20 protein-coding genes and 3 tRNA genes are annotated in these 22,034 nt (G+C 58.5%); 21 read left to right on the top strand and 2 right to left on the bottom strand.

What is annotated here, in order from left to right; all coding sequences use genetic code 11:
* Window positions 1-4: 4 nt before the first annotated feature.
* Window positions 5-1,252 (bottom strand): diguanylate cyclase, encoded by a 1,248-nt coding sequence (locus FS804_RS03495; RefSeq protein ID WP_144574719.1) that lies wholly within the window; start codon window positions 1,250-1,252, stop codon window positions 5-7.
* A 447-nt stretch (window positions 1,253-1,699) separates the two neighbouring features.
* Here FS804_RS03495 and clpP point away from each other — a divergent pair, with 447 nt between their 5' ends.
* From clpP to FS804_RS03465, 5 genes are all read left to right on the top strand, one after another.
* Window positions 1,700-2,332, top strand: coding sequence for an ATP-dependent Clp endopeptidase proteolytic subunit ClpP (gene clpP / locus FS804_RS03490; RefSeq protein WP_003521529.1), 633 nt, complete (start codon window positions 1,700-1,702; stop codon window positions 2,330-2,332).
* 292 nt (window positions 2,333-2,624) lie between these two features.
* A complete protein-coding gene (gene clpX, locus FS804_RS03485) occupies window positions 2,625-3,902 on the top strand; it encodes an ATP-dependent Clp protease ATP-binding subunit ClpX (RefSeq protein WP_063951205.1) in 1,278 nt (425 codons plus the stop codon).
* Between the two features lie 410 nt (window positions 3,903-4,312).
* Window positions 4,313-6,730, top strand: a complete 2,418-nt coding sequence (gene lon, locus FS804_RS03475; protein WP_004441301.1) for an endopeptidase La — start codon at window positions 4,313-4,315, stop codon at window positions 6,728-6,730.
* A 290-nt stretch (window positions 6,731-7,020) separates the two neighbouring features.
* The gene (gene hupB, locus FS804_RS03470; protein ID WP_003502360.1) at window positions 7,021-7,296 is read left to right on the top strand and encodes a DNA-binding protein HupB; all 276 of its coding nucleotides are present in this window, start codon (window positions 7,021-7,023) and stop codon (window positions 7,294-7,296) included.
* A gap of 267 nt (window positions 7,297-7,563) precedes the next feature.
* Window positions 7,564-9,762 carry an esterase-like activity of phytase family protein gene (locus FS804_RS03465; protein WP_144574716.1) on the top strand — a complete coding sequence of 733 codons (2,199 nt, stop codon included), beginning with the start codon at window positions 7,564-7,566 and terminating at the stop codon, window positions 9,760-9,762.
* Window positions 9,763-10,392: 630 nt separating this feature from the next.
* On the opposite strand, the gene FS804_RS03460 is transcribed toward FS804_RS03465, so the two are convergent.
* Window positions 10,393-10,468: transfer RNA gene (locus FS804_RS03460), tRNA-Val, on the bottom strand.
* A gap of 212 nt (window positions 10,469-10,680) precedes the next feature.
* Between FS804_RS03460 and FS804_RS24885 the strand changes: the two genes are divergently transcribed.
* The 16 genes from FS804_RS24885 to nuoK all read left to right on the top strand — a co-directional run bounded on the left by FS804_RS24885 (window position 10,681) and on the right by nuoK (window position 22,028).
* Complete coding sequence (locus tag FS804_RS24885) at window positions 10,681-10,827, top strand: hypothetical protein (protein ID WP_186376746.1); 147 nt, start codon at window positions 10,681-10,683, stop codon at window positions 10,825-10,827.
* A gap of 87 nt (window positions 10,828-10,914) precedes the next feature.
* Window positions 10,915-10,991, top strand: a tRNA-Asp gene (locus tag FS804_RS03455).
* A gap of 39 nt (window positions 10,992-11,030) precedes the next feature.
* Window positions 11,031-11,107, top strand: a tRNA-Asp gene (locus FS804_RS03450).
* Window positions 11,108-11,541: 434 nt separating this feature from the next.
* Window positions 11,542-11,907 (top strand): NADH-quinone oxidoreductase subunit A, encoded by a 366-nt coding sequence (locus tag FS804_RS03445; protein WP_144574714.1) that lies wholly within the window; start codon window positions 11,542-11,544, stop codon window positions 11,905-11,907.
* Window positions 11,898-12,482: an NADH-quinone oxidoreductase subunit B family protein gene (locus tag FS804_RS03440; RefSeq protein WP_003521524.1), complete on the top strand. Its 585-nt coding sequence runs from the start codon at window positions 11,898-11,900 to the stop codon at window positions 12,480-12,482. Before FS804_RS03445 ends, FS804_RS03440 begins: the two co-directional genes overlap by 10 nt.
* A gap of 20 nt (window positions 12,483-12,502) precedes the next feature.
* Window positions 12,503-13,105, top strand: coding sequence for an NADH-quinone oxidoreductase subunit C (locus FS804_RS03435; protein WP_063951202.1), 603 nt, complete (start codon window positions 12,503-12,505; stop codon window positions 13,103-13,105).
* The gene (locus FS804_RS03430) at window positions 13,102-13,530 is read left to right on the top strand and encodes a GFA family protein (protein ID WP_063951201.1); all 429 of its coding nucleotides are present in this window, start codon (window positions 13,102-13,104) and stop codon (window positions 13,528-13,530) included. Before FS804_RS03435 ends, FS804_RS03430 begins: the two co-directional genes overlap by 4 nt.
* Window position 13,531: 1 nt before the next feature.
* The gene (locus FS804_RS03425; protein WP_063951200.1) at window positions 13,532-14,722 is read left to right on the top strand and encodes an NADH-quinone oxidoreductase subunit D; all 1,191 of its coding nucleotides are present in this window, start codon (window positions 13,532-13,534) and stop codon (window positions 14,720-14,722) included.
* Window positions 14,722-14,982 carry a hypothetical protein gene (locus FS804_RS03420; RefSeq protein WP_006697991.1) on the top strand — a complete coding sequence of 87 codons (261 nt, stop codon included), beginning with the start codon at window positions 14,722-14,724 and terminating at the stop codon, window positions 14,980-14,982. Before FS804_RS03425 ends, FS804_RS03420 begins: the two co-directional genes overlap by 1 nt.
* Window positions 14,983-14,998: 16 nt before the next feature.
* A complete protein-coding gene (gene nuoE, locus FS804_RS03415; RefSeq protein ID WP_063951198.1) occupies window positions 14,999-15,811 on the top strand; it encodes an NADH-quinone oxidoreductase subunit NuoE in 813 nt (270 codons plus the stop codon).
* Between the two features lie 11 nt (window positions 15,812-15,822).
* Window positions 15,823-17,127 (top strand): NADH-quinone oxidoreductase subunit NuoF, encoded by a 1,305-nt coding sequence (gene nuoF / locus FS804_RS03410; protein ID WP_004441321.1) that lies wholly within the window; start codon window positions 15,823-15,825, stop codon window positions 17,125-17,127.
* Window positions 17,128-17,272: 145 nt separating this feature from the next.
* Complete coding sequence (gene nuoG, locus FS804_RS03405; RefSeq protein WP_144574711.1) at window positions 17,273-19,354, top strand: NADH-quinone oxidoreductase subunit NuoG; 2,082 nt, start codon at window positions 17,273-17,275, stop codon at window positions 19,352-19,354.
* 12 nt (window positions 19,355-19,366) lie between these two features.
* Window positions 19,367-20,413: an NADH-quinone oxidoreductase subunit NuoH gene (nuoH, locus tag FS804_RS03400; RefSeq protein WP_063951196.1), complete on the top strand. Its 1,047-nt coding sequence runs from the start codon at window positions 19,367-19,369 to the stop codon at window positions 20,411-20,413.
* A 36-nt stretch (window positions 20,414-20,449) separates the two neighbouring features.
* Window positions 20,450-20,941: an NADH-quinone oxidoreductase subunit NuoI gene (gene nuoI, locus FS804_RS03395; protein ID WP_004441327.1), complete on the top strand. Its 492-nt coding sequence runs from the start codon at window positions 20,450-20,452 to the stop codon at window positions 20,939-20,941.
* 136 nt (window positions 20,942-21,077) lie between these two features.
* Entirely contained in the window at window positions 21,078-21,692 is a 615-nt protein-coding gene (locus tag FS804_RS03390; protein ID WP_063951195.1) for an NADH-quinone oxidoreductase subunit J, read from the top strand.
* 27 nt (window positions 21,693-21,719) lie between these two features.
* Complete coding sequence (gene nuoK, locus FS804_RS03385; protein WP_138795558.1) at window positions 21,720-22,028, top strand: NADH-quinone oxidoreductase subunit NuoK; 309 nt, start codon at window positions 21,720-21,722, stop codon at window positions 22,026-22,028.
* The last annotated feature ends 6 nt before the right edge of the window (window positions 22,029-22,034 follow it).

The following is a 22,034-nucleotide window of genomic DNA, read 5'->3' as shown; positions in this document are numbered from 1 at the left end:
AGGGTTACCGGCTGGCAATTGCGGCTATACGGTTGAGCGCCGCGACCTGCCGATCCGCATTGTTATCCATCGGATCTTCGTCGCGATCCGCGGCCGGTACGACGACATTGGCTGAATTCACATGGATGACGGTGCGGTTGCGCCCCGCTTTCTTGGCCGCATAAAGCGCGCGGTCCGCCTCGGTCATCATCTTGTTGAGGTCGGCATCCCTGACGACCGCTTCGGATATGCCAACGCTGGTCGTGACTTCGATCGCCTGACCGCGCGCGGTGATGTTGGAGTGGCGCAGGTTGCTGCGAATGGATTCCGCCAGCGCCACGGTGCTGGAGGAGCTGTCCACCTCGGCGACCAGAGCAAATTCCTCGCCCCCCATTCGAACGAAGAGGCCTCGGTTGCCGATAACGCGCTGCGCAATGGAGCAGAAGTGAACGAGCACGGCGTCACCCGACTGGTGGCCATAGCGGTCGTTGATCTTCTTGAAATGATCGATGTCGAAAAGAGCGAGCGCCACGTAGCGGTCAGAGGCATGGGCGCCCTTTTTGATGCGATCGAATTCCTCAAGCAGGCCGCGCCGGTTGAGAACGCCCGTCAGGTGATCCGTCATGGCGAGACGCTGTAGACGAACCTCCGTGTCCTCCATGATAATCTTGGCGCTGATCATGATGATCGCGGTGAAGCCGAGCATGCCGGAAAACGCAAGCGCCGATGTCAGCGGAATGGCATTGGGGGCAGCAGCATTGGCCGGGATGACAATCGAGGCGACGATAGCGCCGGCGAAAGCCTGCAGGATCAGGATCGTGGCCAGGACCTTTCGGCTGCGCGAGCGGCGCTCACTGCTCGCGAGAAGAATCCCTGCGAGCATGAAATAGCCCGTGGCCGCACTGGCGTGATAAAGCAGAATGCGGGCCACCATATTGTCGCGCACAGCCGGCACGAACATTCCCGCGATCCACAGCAGGGCCGGGATCGCGATCCAGCCGGCGAGCTTGCGTCGCTCCAGCGTGAGGAGGCCGGCAAGCCAGAAACCGAACGCGGCCAGCGCCAACGTATTGCCGACCTGGATGGACAGGAAGCTTGAAATCTCCCCACGCAAAGCGACCATGACGGTGCCGACGCCGGTCACGAGAAAACCGGCCGCGAAATAGAGATTATGCCGACGGGCAGGGCGGTGCAGCCACAGGGTTCCCAAAAGCACGGCAAGGGTAAACGTTTCCGCCGCCCACAGTAGCGTGCTCGTCTTTGCATCCAGCATTGCAAAATCCTATCTGCGCCATCATGCGGCAATAGCGGGCAAGGTCGCACGACGTGCGTCATTCCCGCTGAATTGTTGAGCTGCCATTCCGCCCGGACGGGCCTATTCGCCAATGGGAACCGAAATTCGTTTTTCAGTATCAGCAGCAAATACTAACGAGTTCTTGCCGGTTAGAAGTTATATCTGTGCACGACGGAGAAATTTTTCGTCGTCGCCAGTCTTGGTAAAATTTTGATGGCGCGGAAACAAGTGGCTGCGGTTGGGGCGACCGGGTGCAAAAGCCTGCCGGTGCTGGCCCTCAAGCCCTGTAAACGCTGTTGAGCCGTTAAGGATATGCGGCTTCCTGTCTTGAAGTACGGGGCAGGGACACTCTATGTAGGGAGAACGAAGGTTAGAAGTGATTCCGGAGCGGTTTTCCGCGAAGGGCAGAGTTGACAAAGGACGGACATGAAAAATCCAGTTGATACCGCCATGGCTCTGGTGCCGATGGTCGTTGAGCAGACCAATCGCGGCGAACGCTCCTACGACATATTTTCCCGTCTTCTCAAGGAACGCATCATTTTCCTTACCGGCCCGGTGGAAGACCAGATGGCGTCGCTCGTCTGCGCCCAGCTGCTTTTCCTCGAGGCGGAAAACCCGAAAAAGGAAATTGCGCTCTACATCAATTCGCCAGGTGGCGTCGTGACCGCCGGCATGGCGATCTACGATACGATGCAGTTCATCCGTCCTGCGGTCTCGACGCTCTGCGTCGGCCAGGCCGCATCCATGGGCTCGCTGCTTCTGGCCGCCGGTGAAAAGGGAATGCGTTTCGCAACCCCGAACGCCCGCATCATGGTGCACCAGCCGTCTGGCGGCTTCCAGGGCCAGGCCTCGGATATCGAGCGCCATGCCCGCGACATCATCAAGATGAAGCGCCGTCTGAATGAAGTCTATGTGAAGCACACTGGCCGCACGCTCGAAGAGGTTGAAAAAACCCTTGATCGCGACCATTTCATGGATGCAGACGAGGCGAAGGACTGGGGCGTGATCGACAAGATCCTGACCTCGCGCCAGGAAATCGAAGGCGCCGCCGCGAATTGAGGCGCGCCGCTTTTTGACGTTTGTTTGAAGCCGCAAAAGTAATTTCGGGGCTTTCAACCGCAACAGAAAGCGATATTAGTATATATAAAGGCTATGTTGAGATTTTATGACGTAGCTTTGGTTTTGATGGGGAATTCGTTGCAGCCGGTTGTCAGGTCCTGTATCTGATACGGCTAGTACCCCGTTAAACGAGGCGGATACGGCAATGCACCCCAAGGGCGGTCGTATCTGCGGGCGGTAAGTTGACCGCGATCCGTTTGGCGGACCTGCGGCGTGCTGGAAGGAAAGTGATATGAGCAAAGTCAGCGGCAGCAACGGCGGCGACTCTAAGAATACACTCTATTGTTCATTCTGCGGCAAGAGCCAGCACGAAGTCCGGAAACTCATTGCCGGACCGACGGTGTTCATCTGCGATGAATGCGTCGAATTGTGCATGGACATCATCCGCGAGGAGAACAAGACGTCGATGGTGAAGTCGCGCGAGGGTGTGCCCACCCCGCAGGACATCATCAAGATCCTCGACGAATACGTCATCGGCCAGAAGCAGGCGAAGAAGATCCTGTCCGTGGCCGTTCACAACCACTACAAGCGCCTCGCGCACGCCTCCAAGAATGGCGATGTCGAGCTTGCGAAGTCGAACATCATGCTCGTCGGCCCGACGGGTTGCGGCAAGACCTATCTTGCCCAGACGCTCGCCCGCATCATCGACGTTCCCTTCACCATGGCGGACGCAACGACGCTGACCGAAGCCGGTTATGTCGGCGAGGACGTGGAAAACATCATCCTGAAGCTGTTGCAGGCAGCGGATTACAATGTCGAGCGCGCTCAGCGCGGCATCGTCTATATCGACGAAGTCGACAAGATTTCCCGCAAGTCGGACAACCCTTCCATCACGCGCGACGTGTCGGGCGAGGGCGTTCAGCAGGCGCTTCTGAAGATCATGGAAGGCACGGTCGCTTCCGTTCCGCCGCAGGGTGGACGCAAGCATCCGCAGCAGGAGTTCCTGCAGGTGGATACGACCAACATCCTGTTCATCTGCGGCGGCGCCTTTGCCGGCCTCGACAAGATCATCTCGGCCCGTGGCGAAAAGACCTCGATCGGCTTCGGTGCGACCGTCAAGGCGGAAGACGACCGGCGTGTGGGCGAAGTGCTGCGCGAGCTGGAGCCGGAAGATCTGGTGAAGTTCGGCCTCATTCCGGAATTCATCGGCCGTCTGCCCGTTCTGGCGACGCTGGAAGACCTGGATGAAGATGCGCTGATCCAGATCCTGTCCGAGCCGAAGAACGCTCTGGTCAAGCAGTATCAGCGCCTGTTCGAGATGGAAGATGTGGAACTGACCTTCCACGAGGACGCGCTGCGCGAAATCGCCCGCAAGGCGATCACCCGCAAGACCGGTGCCCGTGGCCTGCGCTCGATCATGGAAAAGATCCTGCTGGACACCATGTTCGAACTGCCGACGCTGGAAGGCGTACGCGAGGTCGTCATTTCCGACGAGGTCGTCAGCGGTGTCGCCCGTCCGCTCTACATCTATGCGGACCGTCAGGAAGAAAAGACCAACGTTTCGGCCTGATGGGCTGATGCAATGTTGGACGAATTTAAAGGCCCGCATCCGTGCGGGCCTTTTCTATTGGAGCGACTTTGCGAAACTTGCGTCTAACTTGATGAAGCCCGATTTTGCGTTTGGAGCGGATTGCGCTTTGCTGATAAAGTCTTACAACTGATTTGCAGCGCGATATGACGGAAATGTGAAATTCGTCGGCGACCCGGTTCCTGACCCTTGAGGATAACCGGAATGTCGGGAGTATGAGCCAGCGCTGAGTTTTGTTGAGTTTCTCGGTCTTGCCGCTGCGTAAGGCTGTCTGTTCCGACGACTTGAAATCGGTGTTTCGAAACTCCACTTTCAGTCTCGAGAAATGAATGTGCCGGATGCCCCAAGCTGTCCGGCAAAGTGTCCCGAAAGGGACCAGGAAAGGAAATGATATGACGAACATCACGTCTGCGGCATCTGGTGGTACCTATCCCGTACTTCCCCTGCGCGACATTGTCGTTTTCCCGCATATGATCGTTCCCCTGTTCGTCGGGCGGGAAAAATCCATCCGTGCGCTCGAGGAAGTCATGGGTTCGGACAAGCAGATCATGCTTGTCACCCAGATCAATGCCAGCGACGACGATCCGGCACCTGAAGCTATCCACAAGGTCGGCACTGTCGCCAATGTGCTTCAACTCCTGAAGCTTCCCGATGGCACCGTGAAGGTGCTGGTGGAAGGCAAGGGCCGCGCCCAGATCGACAGCTACACCGGCCGCGAGGATTTCTACGAAGCCTCGGCGACGCCGTTGCAGGAGCCTGCCGAAGACCCGGTCGAAATCGAGGCGCTCTCGCGTTCGGTCGTTTCGGAATTCGAGAGCTATGTGAAGCTCAACAAGAAGATTTCGCCCGAGGTTGTCGGCGCTGCCGGCCAGATCGACGATTATTCGAAGCTTGCCGACACGGTTGCTTCTCACCTGTCGATCAAGATCACCGAAAAGCAGGAAATGCTGGAAACCGTCAGCGTGAAGCAGCGGCTTGAAAAGGCGCTTGGCTTCATGGAAGGCGAAATTTCCGTGCTTCAGGTCGAAAAGCGCATCCGTTCGCGCGTCAAGCGTCAGATGGAGAAGACCCAGCGCGAATATTACCTGAACGAGCAGATGAAGGCGATCCAGAAGGAACTCGGCGACGGCGAGGACGGCCGTGACGAGATGGCCGAGCTGGAAGAGCGCATCGCCAAGACCAAGCTTTCCAAGGAGGCCAAGGAAAAGGCCGAAGCGGAAATGAAGAAGCTGCGCCAGATGAGCCCGATGTCCGCGGAAGCGACCGTCGTGCGCAACTATCTGGACTGGCTGCTTGGCCTGCCCTGGGGCAAGAAGTCCAAGATCAAGGCCGACCTCAACAACGCCGAGAAGATCCTGGATCAGGATCACTTCGGTCTGGACAAGGTCAAGGAGCGGATCGTCGAGTATCTGGCGGTGCAGGCCCGTGCGACGAAGATCCGTGGCCCGATCCTCTGCCTCGTCGGCCCGCCCGGCGTCGGCAAGACCTCGCTCGCCAAGTCGATCGCCAAGGCGACCGGCCGCGAATATGTGCGCATGGCGCTGGGTGGCGTTCGTGACGAAGCGGAAATCCGCGGTCACCGCCGCACCTATATCGGCTCCATGCCGGGCAAGATCGTTCAGTCGATGAAGAAGGCAAAGAAGGCGAACCCGCTCTTCCTGCTCGACGAAATCGACAAGATGGGCATGGATTTCCGTGGCGATCCGTCGTCGGCGCTGCTCGAGGTTCTCGATCCGGAACAGAACTCCACCTTCATGGATCACTACCTGGAAGTGGAATATGACCTGTCCGACGTGATGTTCGTCACCACGGCGAACACGCTGAACATCCCGGGCCCGCTGATGGACCGTATGGAAGTGATCCGCATCGCCGGTTACACGGAAGACGAAAAGCGCGAAATCGCCAAGCGTCACCTGCTGCCGAAGGCGATCAAGGAACATGCCCTGCGTCCGGAAGAATTCTCGGTCACCGATGATGCCCTGATGGTCGTCATCCAGCAGTACACCCGCGAGGCGGGCGTGCGCAGCTTCGAACGCGAGCTCATGAAGCTGGCGCGCAAGGCTGTCACCGAGATCATCAAGGGCAAGGTCAAGTCCGTGGAAGTCACCGCTGCCAATGTTCCGGATTATCTGGGCGTTCCGCGGTTCCGTCACGGCGAGGCCGAGCGCGAGGATCAGGTCGGTGTCGTCACGGGTCTGGCCTGGACGGAAGTCGGCGGTGAGCTGCTCACCATCGAAGGCGTGATGATGCCGGGCAAGGGCCGTATGACGGTCACCGGCAACCTCAAGGAAGTGATGAAGGAATCCATTTCGGCGGCGGCATCCTATGTCCGCTCGCGCGCTGTGGACTTCGGCATCGAACCGCCGCGTTTCGACAAGAGCGACATCCACGTGCACGTACCGGAAGGGGCAACCCCGAAGGACGGTCCATCGGCCGGTGTCGCCATGGCAACCGCCATCGTCTCCATCATGACCGGCATTCCGGTTTCGAAGGATGTGGCGATGACAGGCGAGATCACGCTTCGTGGTCGCGTTCTGCCGATCGGTGGCCTGAAGGAAAAGCTGCTTGCAGCGCTTCGCGGCGGCATCAAGAAGGTGCTGATTCCGGAAGAAAACGCCAAGGATCTGGCGGAGATTCCGGACAACGTAAAGAACGAGATGGAAATCATTCCGGTATCGCGCATGGGCGAGGTTATCAAGCACGCCCTCATCCGCCAGCCGGAACCCATCGAGTGGGACGGCAGCATCGAAACGCCCGTGATTGCAACGGTCGAAGGTGTTGATGACGGCAGCCAGACCATCGCACATTGAAGGCCCACAGGCACACGAAAGGCGGGAATCGCCTTTCGTGGCGTGTGTCGCATAGATTCAATGTGTTAGCCCTTCCAAGGGGAGTGCGGTGTTTAGCCCCGCGCAAGTGATGCGAATTTGGCACGAATATGTGGAAGGCCGGCAGAAATGTCGGCCTTTTTTGTGAAAAAAACTCCAGACCCCTTGTTTTTCAGGCGATTCCAGCGCTTTTGGGTTGCTGCGCGCGGATACAAACGTATTCTGCGCCGACTTAATTTGAGTCGTTTCAAACCATTGAAAGGGGTGGAAACATGAACAAGAACGAGCTCGTCTCTGCTGTTGCCGAAAAGGCTGGTCTCACGAAGGCAGATGCTGCTTCCGCTGTTGATGCCGTATTCGAAACCGTACAGAGCGAACTGAAGAACGGTGGCGACATCCGTCTCGCCGGCTTCGGCAGCTTCTCCGTCAGCCGTCGTGAAGCCTCCAAGGGCCGCAACCCTTCCACGGGTGCTGAAGTCGATATCCCGGCTCGCAACGTTCCGAAGTTCTCCGCAGGTAAGGGCCTGAAGGACGCCGTCAACTCGTAAGGTTTCCGGAGGGTCGCGACGCCCGCGGCGGGCGAGCGGCTTTTCAGGTCACGAGGATAGATGTTTTGACGCGTTAACGCCATTGTGGCGCGCTTGTGTGGCCTCCATCCGGCCACAAGGGCGCTCCGATAAGCGGAATGGACGCAGAAACAAAAAAAGCCCGGTCTCCAAGGCCGGGCTTTTTGATTCCCGGCGTCGGGTGTCATGCCACTGTCATGTCTTTGACGCAGAAGCCTTGGGGTGTTTCTGGATCCAAGGGGGATTACAATGGCGTTCCGATTTTCTCATATGGCTTTGAGCGCGGCGCTGCTTACGTCCGCTGCCTTCCCGGCGGCGGCCGAGCCGGTCTTTAACCGCATCGCATCGTTTCCCGTTGCGAAGAACCTGCCTGCTGACAAGGACACGAAGTCCGTCACCTCGGCTGAAATCATCACCGCCAGTGAAGACGGCAAGACGCTGATCTATTCGGACAGCCCGCTCGGAGGCATTGGTTTCATCGACATCACCGATGCGAAAGCCCCTAAGGCCGGCGGGGCATTATTGCTGGAAGGTGAGCCGACCTCCGTTGCCGTGGCCGGTCTCAAGGTTCTGGCCGGCGTGAATACCTCGGAAAACCGCGCCAACCCGTCGGGAAAGCTGGTGACGGTCGATATCGCCACCAAGAAGGTCGAAGTAAGCTGCGATCTCGGCGGCCAGCCCGATTCCGTCGCGGTTTCCCCGGACAGGACCTTCGCGGCGATTGCCATCGAAAACGAGCGCGACGAAGAGGTGAACGAGGGCGCGCTGCCGCAGATGCCGCCCGGTTACCTGGTAACGGTTGGCCTGAAAGACGGCGTGGCCGATTGCGCGAGCCTGAAGAAGATCGACGTTACCGGTCTCGCCGAAATTTCGCCTGAGGATCCGGAGCCTGAATTTGTCTCGATCAATGCCAATGGCGAGATTGCGCTGACGCTCCAGGAAAACAACCATATCGTCATTATCGACGGCAAGACAGGCGCGGTGAAGACGCATTTCTCTGCCGGCACCGTCGATCTGGAAGGCATCGACACCAAGACCGATGGTCAACTGAAATTCACGGACAAGCAGGAAGGCCGCAAGCGCGAGCCGGATGCGGTCAAGTGGCTGGACAATGACCGTATCGTCATAGCCAACGAGGGCGACTGGCAGGGCGGTGCACGCGGCTTCACCATTTTCGACAAGACTGGCAAGCTCCGTTACGAAGCCGGCGCTTCGCTCGAGCACGCGGTTGTCGCCATTGGCCACTATCCGGAAAAACGCTCCAAGGCCAAGGGCATTGAGCCGGAAGGCCTCGAAACGGCGACCCTTGATGGTCAGAAGTACTTTTTCGTGCTTGCCGAGCGCGCCTCCATCGCCGCTGTTTACAAGGATACCGGCGCAGAGCCGCAGTTGACGCAGCTCCTGCCTTCGGGCATTTCGCCGGAGGGTGCCGTCGCCATTCCCGCGCGCAACCTTTTCGTCACGGCCAACGAGGCTGATCTGGTCGAGGATGGCGGCGCCCGCTCGCATGTCATGATCTATGAACGTGCCGAAGGCGCGCCGGCCTATCCGCAGCTGGTATCCGCCACCGTCGATGGGGCGCCGATCGGTTGGGGTGCTCTTTCGGGTCTGGTTGGCGATGCCGAAAAGCCTGGCATTCTCTATGCCGTCTCCGACTCAGTCTATGGCAACCAGCCGTCGATCTACACCATCGACGCGACGAAGAAGCCTGCCACCATCAGCAGCGTGCTGCGTGTCAAGCGCGACGGCATTGCCGCGCAGAAACTCGATATCGAAGGCATCGCGCTGGATGGCAAGGGCGGATTCTGGCTGGCCTCGGAAGGCGACAGCGCCAAACTTGTTCCGCACGCGCTCTACAACGTCAACGCCAAGGGTGAGATCAAGGCCGAGATCGCCTTGCCGAAGGAACTGCTCATCGGCGATACCCGCTTCGGTTTCGAAGGCGTGACCATGGTCGGCAAGGGCGATGACGCCACGCTGTGGATGGCCGTGCAGCGCGAATGGGGCACGGACGAGAAGGGCTTCGTGAAGCTCGTCTCCTATAATCCGAAGTCCAAGGAGTGGGGCGCCGTGCGTTATCCGCTCGACAAGACCGAGGCAGGCTGGGTTGGCTTGTCTGAAATCACCGTGCAGGGTGAATATGTCTACATCATCGAGCGCGACAACCAGATCGGCGACAAGGCCAAGATCAAGAAGCTCTACCGCGTCGCGATCGCCGACCTGAAGCCTGGCAAAATCGGTGGCGAGCTGCCGCTTGTCGCCAAGCAGGAAGCCCACGACTTCCTGCCTGACCTCAAGGGCCAGACTAACGGCTATATCGTCGACAAGCTGGAAGGCTTCACCTTCGACAAGGCGGGAACGGCCTATGCCGTGACAGACAATGACGGTGTCGATGATTCCTCAGGCGAGACGCTTTTCTTCAAGGTGGAGATGAAGGCGATCAACTGATTGCCCAATCACCAAGTGCATAAAGAAAAGCCGGGCAGAGCCCGGCTTTTCCGTCTTGTGGGGAACAGCGTCAGAACGATCCGCCTGCCGATGCCGCGCCACGCGTGCCGACAATATCGGGGTGCAGTTTGGGAATCGGAATTTAGATGGTCGTCCGTCGGCGTCCAGCGAGGTGCTGCGGAAGGATCGTAACCGATCATCGCCCCATGGAATTTTTGCTCTTTATACTATCTGGTTTCTCTGAGTCCTGCTGGACCCAGCGGAAAAAAATATAAACAGGCAGCGCAATAAGCGCGAGTGTAACAAACGCGTCGATCGACATGGTTTCATCCATCAGTTCAACCGCTCATCATGAAACGGTGAGCCAAGCATGCCTGAAATCTATTTAAAAAGTCTAAATCTCGTTATTTTTCCGGGTGTTACGGAGTGATACAGAGATCCCGTGAGCCTGTCGGAATGTGGGGCAGGCGTATCACTCTGGGATAGATCACTCGTGCGGAAGCTTCCTCAGAGGCGCGAGGGCATCGAGTTAAGATCGTTGGAAAGCCGGATGGCCTGTGCGTGCAATCAACCGCCCAGCTAAAGCGAAGACGCCGCCACACATGCATATATCTGAACAGATCAGGAAAATGGTGGGCGATGAGAGACTCGAACTCCCGACATCCTCGGTGTAAACGAGGCGCTCTACCAACTGAGCTAATCGCCCTTCGCGTGTCTCGGATCGTGTCCGCCGCGTCGGTGGCCGTGATGTATTCGGATCGGAAAAAAACCGCAAGGGCTTTTGTGAAGTTTTTTCGTTTTTTTTCGCCACGGCTTTTTTCGTCATCGCAGGGCAGGGGAGAAAACCCGGCAACTGCGGGCTTTTTAGGGGAAACATGAAATCCGCGAGGTCCCCGTCGCACTCCGGAAGCCCGCTTGATGATATGGCTGACTGTGGACAAGTTTTTTGTTTTCGTTGGGAAAACCCGGGAAATCACGGCGTTAGCGGCCATCCTCCTTAATGGCGTCACGGTTTTTCCCGATCAAAATGAACAAGCTTATTCTTTTGTCGTGAAACCTGCTTGACACCCCCGCACGAACGCCGTAGTTAGCCGCTCATCGAACAGCCGAGGCTGGTTCGAGCGGCGGGACAAGCTCCTGTCGTCAGGAGTTGCGGGTGTAGCTCAGTCGGTTAGAGTGCCGGCCTGTCACGCCGGAGGTCGCGGGTTCGAGCCCCGTCACTCGCGCCATCCTGTTCCTCGGAAAACGCAGATGAATGTCTGTGGTGCGCGGGTGTAGCTCAGTCGGTTAGAGTGCCGGCCTGTCACGCCGGAGGTCGCGGGTTCGAGCCCCGTCACTCGCGCCATTTCTTTCCTGAAATGCTTCTCCAGATCATGTCGAGCGCGCTCGCCGAAAGCGCGTCAATCGCACCATCCGTTCCACTGGTTTCAGCCTTTTCGGCCATGATTTTTCCTGCGTTTTTAAGTCAAGTTTCGATTCTCGCAAACCGTCACTTCGCCGCTGTTTTGACGTAAAATTCGTGTGACTTTTTTGCGGCTGCGTCGTTCAATCGATTATTATTGTATTTGAGTGGCTTAGGCCGGAATTGTGGCCCAAAATTGCGTCAATTCCGGCAATATTGTTGCCAATGAATGCGGCAGGTGTCTTGAAAAGGTGCCTAAACTCTTGCAGAGAGGGCGCGGCTGCGCTAACCACTTTGGCGTTGCAACATATTGTCCGCTTTTTGAGACTCAAGGTCACAAAGGCAGGCCCGGCACCCGGCCGGGCAAGGAAGAGACCATGACTGAACTCCTCAGTTCCTACATTCCGATCGCAATCTTCATCGGTATCGCTCTCGTCATCGGCCTGGCGCTTCTGATTGCGCCATTTGCTGTTGCCTACAAGGCGCCGGACCCGGAAAAGCTGTCTGCTTTCGAGTGCGGTTTCAACGCCTTCGACGACGCCCGCATGAAGTTCGACATCCGCTTTTATCTGGTTTCGATTCTGTTCATCATCTTTGACCTGGAAGTCGCTTTCCTGTTCCCATGGGCGGTGTCTTTCGGTGAGATGGGCTGGTTCGGTTTCTGGTCGATGATGGTGTTCCTTCTCGTCCTGACCATCGGCTTTATCTATGAGTGGAAGAAGGGAGCGCTGGAATGGGTATGAGCCAGAACAACACCACGCTCGTTGCACCGCAGCCGAAGGGGATCATTGATCCCTCGACCGGCAAGCCGGTTGGCAGCAACGATGCCTACTTCACTGAGATCAATGACGAGCTCGCCGACAAGGGCTTTCTCGTTACCTCTACCGACGAACTGATCACCTGGGCCCGTACCGGTTCGCTGATGTGGATGCAGTTCGGTCTTGCCTGTTGCGCCGTTGAAGGCCTGATGCAGGCCTCAGGCCCGCGTTACGACATGGAGCGCTTTGGCGTTGCCCCGCGCGCCTCACCGCGCCAGTCGGACGTGATGATCGTGGCCGGTACCTTGACGAACAAGATGGCGCCCGCTCTGCGCAAGGTCTATGACCAGATGCCGGAGCCACGTTACGTCATCTCCATGGGTTCCTGCGCCAATGGCGGCGGATATTACCACTATTCCTACGCCGTTGTGCGTGGATGCGACCGCGTCGTCCCGGTGGATATTTACGTTCCGGGCTGTCCCCCCACGGCGGAAGCGCTGCTCTACGGCGTGCTTCTGCTGCAGAAGAAAATCCGCCGTACCGGTACGATCGAGCGCTAAGGGCAAAGGACGATTTTGGAATGAGCGAAGCTCTCAACGATCTTGCTGCTTACGTCAAGGAAGCGCGCGGTTCACTCGTCGTGTCGGCTGATATCGCCTATGGCGAACTGACGCTGAATACGACGCCTGATAACGTGATCGCGCTTTTGACCTTCCTGCGTGATGACGTTCAATGCGGGTTCGTCAATATCATTGATATCTGCGGCGTTGACTGGCCGCAGCGCGAAAAGCGCTTCGATGTCGTCTATCATCTGCTGTCGCCGCGCCAGAACCTGCGCGTGCGCGTCAAGCTGCAGGTGGAAGAAGACGAGGGCGTGCCGTCTGCCACATCCGTTTACATGGGTGCAGAGTGGTTCGAGCGTGAAGCCTGGGACATGTATGGCATTCCTTTCGAGGGCCATAAGGATCTGCGCCGCATCCTCACCGATTACGGCTTTGAAGGCCATCCGCTGCGCAAGGATTTTCCGGTTACCGGCTTTGTGGAAGTGCGTTACGATGACGTTCTGAAACGGGTTCTTTACGAACCGGTCGAACTGAAGCAGGAATTCCGTAACTTCGATTTCCTTTCCCCTTGGGAAGGGACCGAGTACGTTCTTCCCGGCGACGAAAAGGCCAAGCAATGAGCCAGGTCTCCGCGACAGAGCATGGGCAATGTCTTTGCGGCGCCGTCGGCTTTGAAGCCGAAGTGGGCGCCCGCGAATTCGGCGTTTGCCATTGCTCCATGTGCCGCCGCTGGTCGGGCGGTACGTTCATGGCTGTGGAATGCGCTGGCGTGTCCTTCCAGAACGACGAGCATCTCGGCGTCTTTTCGTCCTCGGAATGGGGCGAGCGTTGCTTCTGCACGAACTGCGGCAGCACGCTGATGTGGCGTTCGAAGGACGGCAAGCATTTCGCCGTGTCGCTGCAGGCTTTTGACAACCCGTCCAGTTTCACGTTCGCGTCGCAGATTTTCACGGATGAAAAGCCTTCGAACTATTCATTCGCCGAGACCACGCAGAACATGACCGGCCCCGAATTCATCGCCATGATCACCTCGGCGGAGCACTAGAATGACTGAGCATAACGTCCGCAACTTCACGATCAACTTCGGTCCGGAACATCCGTCCGCGCACGGCGTGCTGCGTCTGGTTCTCGAACTGGACGGTGAAATCGTCGAGCGCGTCGATCCCCATATCGGTCTGCTGCATCGCGGCACCGAAAAGCTGATCGAGACCAAGACCTACCTGCAGGCCGTACCCTATTTCGACCGCCTCGATTACGTCGCGCCGATGAACCAGGAACACGCTTTCGCGCTTGCCGTCGAAAAGCTGCTGGGCCTGGAAATCCCGATGCGCGGCCAGCTGATCCGCGTTCTCTATTCGGAAATCGGCCGCATCCTGTCGCACATCATGAACGTGACCACGCAGGCCATGGACGTGGGCGCGATGACGCCGCCGGTCTGGGGCTTTGAAGAGCGTGAAAAGCTGATGGTGTTTTATGAGCGGGCCTGTGGCGCGCGCATGCACTCGGCCTATTTCCGCCCGGGCGGTGTTCACCAGGACCTGCCGCCGGAACTGGTCGACGACATCGGCAAGTGGTGCGATCCCTTCATCACCGTCCTCGACAATATCGAGGGCCTCCTGACGGATAACCGTATCTACAAGCAGCGTAACGTCGATATCGGCGTCGTCTCGCTTGAGGACGCTTTTGCATGGGGCTTTACGGGCGTCATGGTTCGCGGCTCGGGCGCTGCCTGGGACCTGCGCCGGGCGCAGCCCTATGAGTGCTACTCCGATCTCGAATTCGACATTCCGGTCGGCAAAAACGGCGACTGCTACGATCGTTATCTGATCCGCATGCAGGAAATGCGCGAATCCGTGAAGATCATGAAGCAGTGCGTTGAGCTTCTGTCCGGCAAGCATCGCATCGGCCCGGTCTCCTCGCTCGATGGCAAGGTGGTTCCGCCCAAGCGTGGTGAGATGAAGCGTTCGATGGAAGCGCTGATCCACCACTTCAAGCTCTATACCGAAGGTTACCACGTTCCTGCCGGCGAAGTTTACGCCGCCGTCGAGGCGCCGAAGGGCGAGTTCGGCGTCTATGTGGTTGCCGATGGTTCCAACAAGCCCTACCGCTGCAAGATCCGCGCGCCGGGCTACGCCCATCTTCAGGCGATGGACTTCCTGTGCAAGGGCCATCAGCTTGCCGACGTTACAGCCGTGCTCGGCTCTCTCGACATCGTGTTCGGGGAGGTCGACCGCTGATGCGTTTGCCGCTGGCCATTCCGGCTTTTCTCGCAGCGATGACGGCACCCGTTCTTGCCCAGACGGCAACGGACGAGGGTGCTGTTGCGCTGTCGAGCGGCGGCTCTTCGACCATCAAGCAGCTTCTGTCGTCGGGATACGAGATCAAGGCCTCGGTTCCCAATGGCAGCAAGTTCATCGTGTTCATGCAAAAAGACAAGGCGGCTTATGCCTGCGAATTCGTCACGGTGGCGAGATCGCGGTGTGAGACGTTAAACTGAAAAGGCGTGAGGAAGTATGTCCGTTCGTCGACTAGCCGAAGATCAGTTCCAGCCCGTGGCATTTGCCTTCAATGCGGAAAACACCGCATGGGCTGAGAAGACGATCAAGAAATATCCCGAGGGACGTCAGCAATCTGCCGTTATCCCCCTGCTCATGCGTGCGCAGGAGCAGGACGGCTGGGTTACCCGCGCCGCCATCGAAAAAATCGCAGACATGCTTGATATGGCCTATATCCGTGTCCTGGAAGTGGCGACCTTCTATACGCAGTTCCAGCTGAAGCCTGTCGGCACGCGTGCTCACGTTCAGGTTTGCGGCACCACGCCCTGCATGCTGCGTGGCTCCGAAGCGCTGATGGATGTCTGCCGCAAGAAGATCCACCACGATCCGTTGCACACCAACGAAAGCGGCACGCTTTCCTGGGAAGAAGTGGAATGTCAGGGCGCCTGCGTCAACGCGCCGATGGTCATCATCTTCAAGGATGCCTATGAAGACCTGACGCCGGAGCGTCTGGAAGAGATCATCGACACGTTCGAGGCAGGCAAGGGCGACACCGTCAAGACCGGTCCGCAGATCGACCGTCATCAGTCCGTGCCCGTTGGCGGCCTGACGACGTTGACGGAAGAGATCAAGCCGGATCGTTCCAACCTCGATAAGCCCGCAGAGCCTGCAGCCGACGCCGCCCAGACGCCGCCGTCCAATGCTGCCAAGCCGAAGACCGACGCGCCGGAAACCGATCCGAAGCTGAAGACACCGGCAACGGCGCCGAAGGCTGCCGCTGAAAACGCCAAGGCTGCCGAGACCGAAGACGCCGGCAAGAAGTCGCAGTGAGAGGTTGAACCATGTTGAAAGATCAGGATCGCATCTTTACCAATCTCTACGGCCTCAAGGACAAGTCCCTGAAGGGCGTGCTGGCGCGCGGCCACTGGGATGGCACCAAGCAGATCATCGAAAAGGGCCGGGACTGGATCATCAATGAGATGAAAGCGTCCGGCCTTCGCGGTCGCGGCGGCGCTGGCTTCCCGACGGGTCTCAAGTGGTCGTTCATGCCGAAGGAAAACGACGGCCGCCCGCATTACCTCGTCGTCAATGCCGACGAATCCGAGCCCGGCACCTGCAAGGACCGCGAAATCCTGCGCAACGATCCGCACACTCTGATCGAAGGCTGCGTGATCGCTGGTTTCGCCATGGGTGCGCATACGGCTTACATCTATGTTCGTGGCGAATATATGCGCGAGCGCGAAGCGCTTCAGGCAGCCATCGATGAATGCTACGATGCAGGCCTGCTAGGCGGGAACAACAAGAACGGCTGGGATTTCGACATCTACGTCCATCACGGTGCAGGTGCCTATATCTGCGGCGAAGAGACGGCATTGCTTGAAAGCCTCGAAGGCAAGAAGGGCCAGCCGCGCCTCAAGCCGCCGTTCCCGGCTAATATGGGCCTTTATGGTTGCCCCACGACCGTCAACAACGTTGAGTCCATCGCCGTTGCGCCGACCATTCTGCGTCGCGGCGCGGCCTGGTTCTCGTCGATTGGCCGTCCGAACAACGTCGGCACCAAGCTGTTCATGGTCTCCGGCCATGTTGAGCGTCCCTGCACGTTCGAAGACGCGCTCGGTCTGTCCTTCCGCGAACTGATTGAACACCACTGCGGTGGCATCCGTGGCGGCTGGGACAATCTGCTTGGCGTCATCCCCGGCGGCGCATCCTGCCCCATCGTGCGCGGTGAGGACATGAAGGACGCGATCATGGACTTCGACGGCATGCGCGAAGTGAAGTCTTCCTTCGGCACCGGCGGCATGATCGTCATGGACAAGTCCACCGACGTCATCAAGGCGATTGCCCGCATCGCGGCCTTCTTCAAGCACGAAAGCTGCGGCCAGTGCACGCCATGCCGCGAAGGCACGGGCTGGATGTGGCGCGTGCTGGAGCGTATGGTCAAGGGCAATGCGCAGAAGCGCGAGATCGACATGCTGTTCGAAGTGACGAAACAGATCGAAGGCCACACCATCTGCGCGCTCGGCGATGCTGCCGCATGGCCGGTACAGGCGCTGATCCGCAATTTCCGTCCGGAAATCGAAAAGCGCATCGACCAATATACCTACAGGGCCATGGATGATGGCGCTGTTCTGGAAGCCGCTGAATAAGCGTTGAGGCTTCGGGCGAAGCCGGAGAATTTCCGGTCTCGCGACACCATGAAGCGCCTGGCTGTTAATTGCCGGGTGCGATTAAGGATTTGTTGCGGACCGTGTGAGACACGGGACGAACAGGCAACAGGACGTAAGTAGGACCATGGCAAAGCTCAAGGTTGACGGTAAAGAGATCGAGGTTCCGGATCATTTCACGCTGTTGCAGGCGTGTGAGGAGGCTGGCGCCGAAGTTCCGCGCTTTTGTTTTCATGAGCGCTTGTCGGTCGCGGGTAACTGCCGCATGTGTCTCATCGAGGTGAAGGGCGGACCGCCTAAGCCGGCCGCTTCCTGCGCCATGGGCGTGCGCGATGTTCGCGGCGGCCCGAACGGCGAATTGCCTGAGGTCTTCACCAACACGCCGATGGTCAAGAAGGCCCGCGAAGGCGTGATGGAATTCCTGCTCATCAACCACCCGCTGGATTGCCCGATCTGCGACCAGGGCGGCGAATGCGACCTGCAGGACCAGGCGATGGCCTTCGGTATCGCTGGTTCGCGTTACGCGGAAAACAAACGCGCGGTCGAAGACAAATATATCGGGCCGCTCGTCAAGACGGTCATGAACCGTTGCATCCACTGCACACGCTGCGTCCGTTTCACCACGGAAGTGGCCGGCATTGCCGAACTCGGCCTCATCGGCCGTGGCGAAGATGCCGAAATCACCACCTATCTCGAGCAGGCGATGACATCAGAGCTTCAGGGCAACGTCGTTGATCTCTGCCCGGTCGGCGCGCTCACCTCCAAGCCCTTCGCCTTCACCGCCCGCCCGTGGGAACTGAACAAGACCGAAACCATCGACGTGATGGACGCTCTCGGTTCGGCCATCCGCGTCGATACCCGCGGCCGCGAAGTCATGCGCGTCATGCCGCGTGTCAACGAGGCGATCAACGAAGAGTGGATCTCCGACAAGAGCCGCTTCATCTGGGACGGCCTGAAGACGCAGCGCCTTGACCGGCCTTACGTCCGCAAGGATGGTCGCCTTCAGCCCGCAACCTGGGGCGAAGCATTCGGCGCGATCAAGCAGGCTGTTGCCGCAACGTCCGGCAACAAGATCGGTGCGATCGCCGGCGATTTGTCGTCCGTCGAAGAAATGTTCGCGCTGAAGTCGCTTCTCGCTTCGCTCGGCTCGGCCAATGTGGATTGCCGCCAGGACGGTGCAGCGCTTGACCCGTCGCTCGGCCGCGCCAGCTATCTGTTCAATACCACCATCGAAGGTATCGAACAGGCCGACGCCTTGCTGATCGTTGGTTCCAACCCGCGTTACGAAGCGGCTGTCCTCAACGCCCGCATTCGCAAGCGCTGGCGTCGTGGCGGCTTCCCGATCGGTGTGATCGGCGAAGCCGGTGAGCTGCGTTACAATTACGAATATCTCGGTTCGGGTGCTGAAACGCTCTCCGATCTGGCCAATGGTTCGCACAGCTTCATCGAGAAGCTGAAGTCTGCCAAGAATCCGCTGATCATCGTTGGTCAGGGCGCTTTGTCCCGCGCTGATGGCGCTGCCGTTCTTGCGGCTGCTGCCAAGCTCGCGACCTCGGTCGGCGCTGTCACCGAAGAGTGGAACGGCTTCTCGGTGCTGCACACTGCCGCTGCCCGCGTTGGCGGTCTCGATATCGGCTTCGTGCCGGGCGAGGGCGGTGTTGCCGCAGCCGACATGGTCGCCTCAATGGATGTTCTCTTCCTGCTCGGCGCCGATGAACTCGACCTGTCGAACAAGGGCGCGAAGTTCACCGTCTATATCGGCAGCCATGGCGATCAAGGCGCGATGAATGCCGACGTTATCCTTCCGGGTGCGGCCTATACCGAAAAATCCGGTATATGGGTCAACACCGAAGGCCGTGTGCAGGTTGGCAACCGTGCCGGCTTCGCACCGGGCGAGGCCCGTGAAGACTGGGCGATCCTGCGTGCGCTGTCCGACGTCCTCGGCAAGAAACTGCCCTTCGATTCGCTGTCTGCACTGCGCGGCCAACTCTACGTCGCGCATCCGCATCTGGCGGAAACCGACGAGATCGTTGCCGGCAAGGCTTCCGATATCGAGGCTCTGGCTGCTAAATCCGGCTCGTTCGTGAAGTCGGCGTTTGCTTCGCCGGTAAAAGACTTTTATTTGACGAACCCGATTGCGCGCGCCTCTGCCGTCATGGCCGAGTGCTCCGCATTGGCCCGCAACAATTTCCAGGCTGCGGCAGAGTAAGGGTAGGGGATTATGGAATCGTTTTTCTGGAGCTACGTCTGGCCCGCGCTGATCATGGTCGGCCAGTCCCTGCTGCTTCTTGTCGTTCTTCTGGTGTCGATCGCGTTTCTGCTTCTTGCCGACCGTAAGGTCTGGGCGGCGGTTCAGCTGCGCCGTGGTCCGAACGTCGTTGGTCCGTTTGGTCTGTTCCAGTCCTTCGCCGACCTTCTGAAGTTCATCCTGAAAGAGCCCGTCATTCCAGCCGGCGCGAACAAGGCGGTCTTTCTTCTGGCGCCGCTTGTTGCCGTGACGCTGGCGCTTGCCACCTACGCGGTCATTCCTTTTGCGGATGGCTGGGTTGTCGCCAATATCAATGTCGGCATTCTCTACATCTTCGCGATCTCGTCGCTTGAAGTGTATGGCATCATCATGGGTGGCTGGGCTTCGAACTCGAAATATCCTTTCCTTGGCGCGTTGCGTTCTGCCGCGCAGATGGTGTCTTACGAAGTCTCGATCGGTCTCGTTATCGTCACCGTTCTGCTCTGCGTCGGCTCGCTGAATCTTACGGATATCGTTCTGGCGCAGCGTACCGGCCTCGGCACCATGCTCGGCCTGCCCGCCTCGTTCCTTGACTGGCACTGGCTGTCGCTGTTCCCGATGTTCATCGTGTTCTTCATCTCGGGCCTTGCCGAAACCAACCGTCCTCCCTTCGACCTTCCGGAAGCGGAATCGGAACTGGTTGCCGGTCACATGGTGGAATATGGCTCCACGCCCTACATGATGTTCATGCTCGGTGAATATGCCGCAATCGTGCTGATCTGCTGCCTCACCACCATTCTCTTCCTTGGCGGCTGGCTGCCGATCGTGGATGTATGGTTCCTGAACTGGGTGCCTGGTATCATCTGGTTCGCGCTGAAGGGTTGCATGGTCTTCTTCATGATCGCGCTCACCAAGGCCTTCGTTCCGCGTTACCGTTACGACCAGCTCATGCGCCTTGGCTGGAAGGTTTTCCTGCCGCTGTCGCTCGCCATGGTCGTTATCGTTGCATTCGTATTGAAGCTGACGGGGTGGGCCGGTTGATGTCCAAACTCCTCGCTCAAAGATCTGGAGACTGAGATGGCAAGCCTCTCCCAAGCCGTCAACTCGCTGTTCCTCAAGGAATTCGTCGGCGCGATCTTCCTGACGATGCGTCACTTCTTCAAGCAGAAGGCGACGATCAATTATCCTTTCGAAAAGGGTCCGGTCTCGCCGCGCTTCCGTGGCGAACATGCGCTGCGCCGTTATCCGAACGGGGAAGAACGCTGCATCGCCTGCAAGCTGTGTGAAGCGATCTGTCCTGCTCAGGCGATCACCATCGAAGCCGGCCCGCGTCGCAACGACGGCACGCGCCGCACGGTTCGTTACGATATCGACATGGTGAAGTGCATCTATTGCGGCTTCTGCCAGGAAGCCTGCCCGGTCGATGCCATCGTCGAGGGCCCGAACTTCGAATTCGCGACGGAAACCCGCGAAGAGCTTTATTTCGACAAGCAGAAGCTTCTCGACAATGGCGACCGCTGGGAGCGTGAAATCGCGCGCAACCTCGCACTGGATGCACCTTACCGTTAAGGTGCAACCGTCTTTCCGGGGGCAATCCCGGAGAGCGATGAAAAGTAAAATGCCTGCGCGGTTTTCGCCGGCGGGGACGAAACGGGCGAGGGGGCGTTAAGCCCTCTTCTCCCGATGAGGACAAGAAGGCACCAAGATGGGTCTGCACGCTGTATTCTTTTATATATTCGCTTTCGTCGCCGTGGCGTCTGCGTTCATGGTCATCGCCTCGAAGAACCCCGTTCATTCGGTGCTCTTCCTGATTTTGACCTTTTTCAACGCAGCCGCGCTGTTCCTGCTGACGGGGGCCGAGTTCCTCGCCATGATCCTGCTGGTGGTTTATGTCGGCGCGGTGGCGGTGCTGTTCCTCTTTGTCGTCATGATGCTGGACGTGGATTTCGCCGAACTGCGCTCCGGTGTGCTGCAATATGCTCCTGTTGGCGCACTGATCGGCGTCATCCTGGCGGCGGAACTGATCGTTGTGGTTGGTGGCAGCATGCTGAACCCGATCGCGGCAAAGTCCATCACCATGCCCATCCCGCCTGTGGCCGAACGCACCAATACGGCGGCACTCGGTGACGTGCTCTATACCAATTACGTCTACTTCTTCCAGCTCGCCGGTCTCGTGCTGCTGGTGGCCATGATCGGCGCCATCGTGCTGACGCTGCGTCATCGCACCGACATCAAGCGACAGGACATCTCCACGCAGGTTGGTCGCGACCCGAAGACCGCCGTTACCACGGTCAAGGTCAAGCCGGGCCAGGGCATCTGAAGGCGAACGGATCCAAGGAAAAAGAATATGGAAATCGGTCTTTCCCACTACCTGACGGTCAGCGCCATCCTCTTCACGATCGGCGTCTTCGGCATCTTCCTCAACCGGAAGAACGTCATCGTCATCCTCATGTCGATCGAGCTTATCCTGCTTGCGGTCAACCTTAACATGGTGGCGTTTTCGTCGTTCCTGAACGATATCGTCGGCCAGGTCTTCGCATTGTTCATCCTGACCGTTGCTGCTGCCGAAGCGGCCATTGGTCTTGCAATACTCGTTGTCTTCTACCGCAACCGCGGATCGATCGCCGTCGAAGACGTCAATATGATGAAGGGCTGATAAGGC

It is taken from the genome of Agrobacterium sp. DE0009 (genome assembly GCF_007680755.1).
In the GTDB taxonomy this organism is placed as follows: Bacteria; Pseudomonadota; Alphaproteobacteria; order Rhizobiales; family Rhizobiaceae; genus Agrobacterium; species Agrobacterium tumefaciens_B.
The sequence above is the reverse complement of the archived record's forward strand: the minus strand, read 5'-3'. Positions and strand labels throughout refer to the sequence as shown.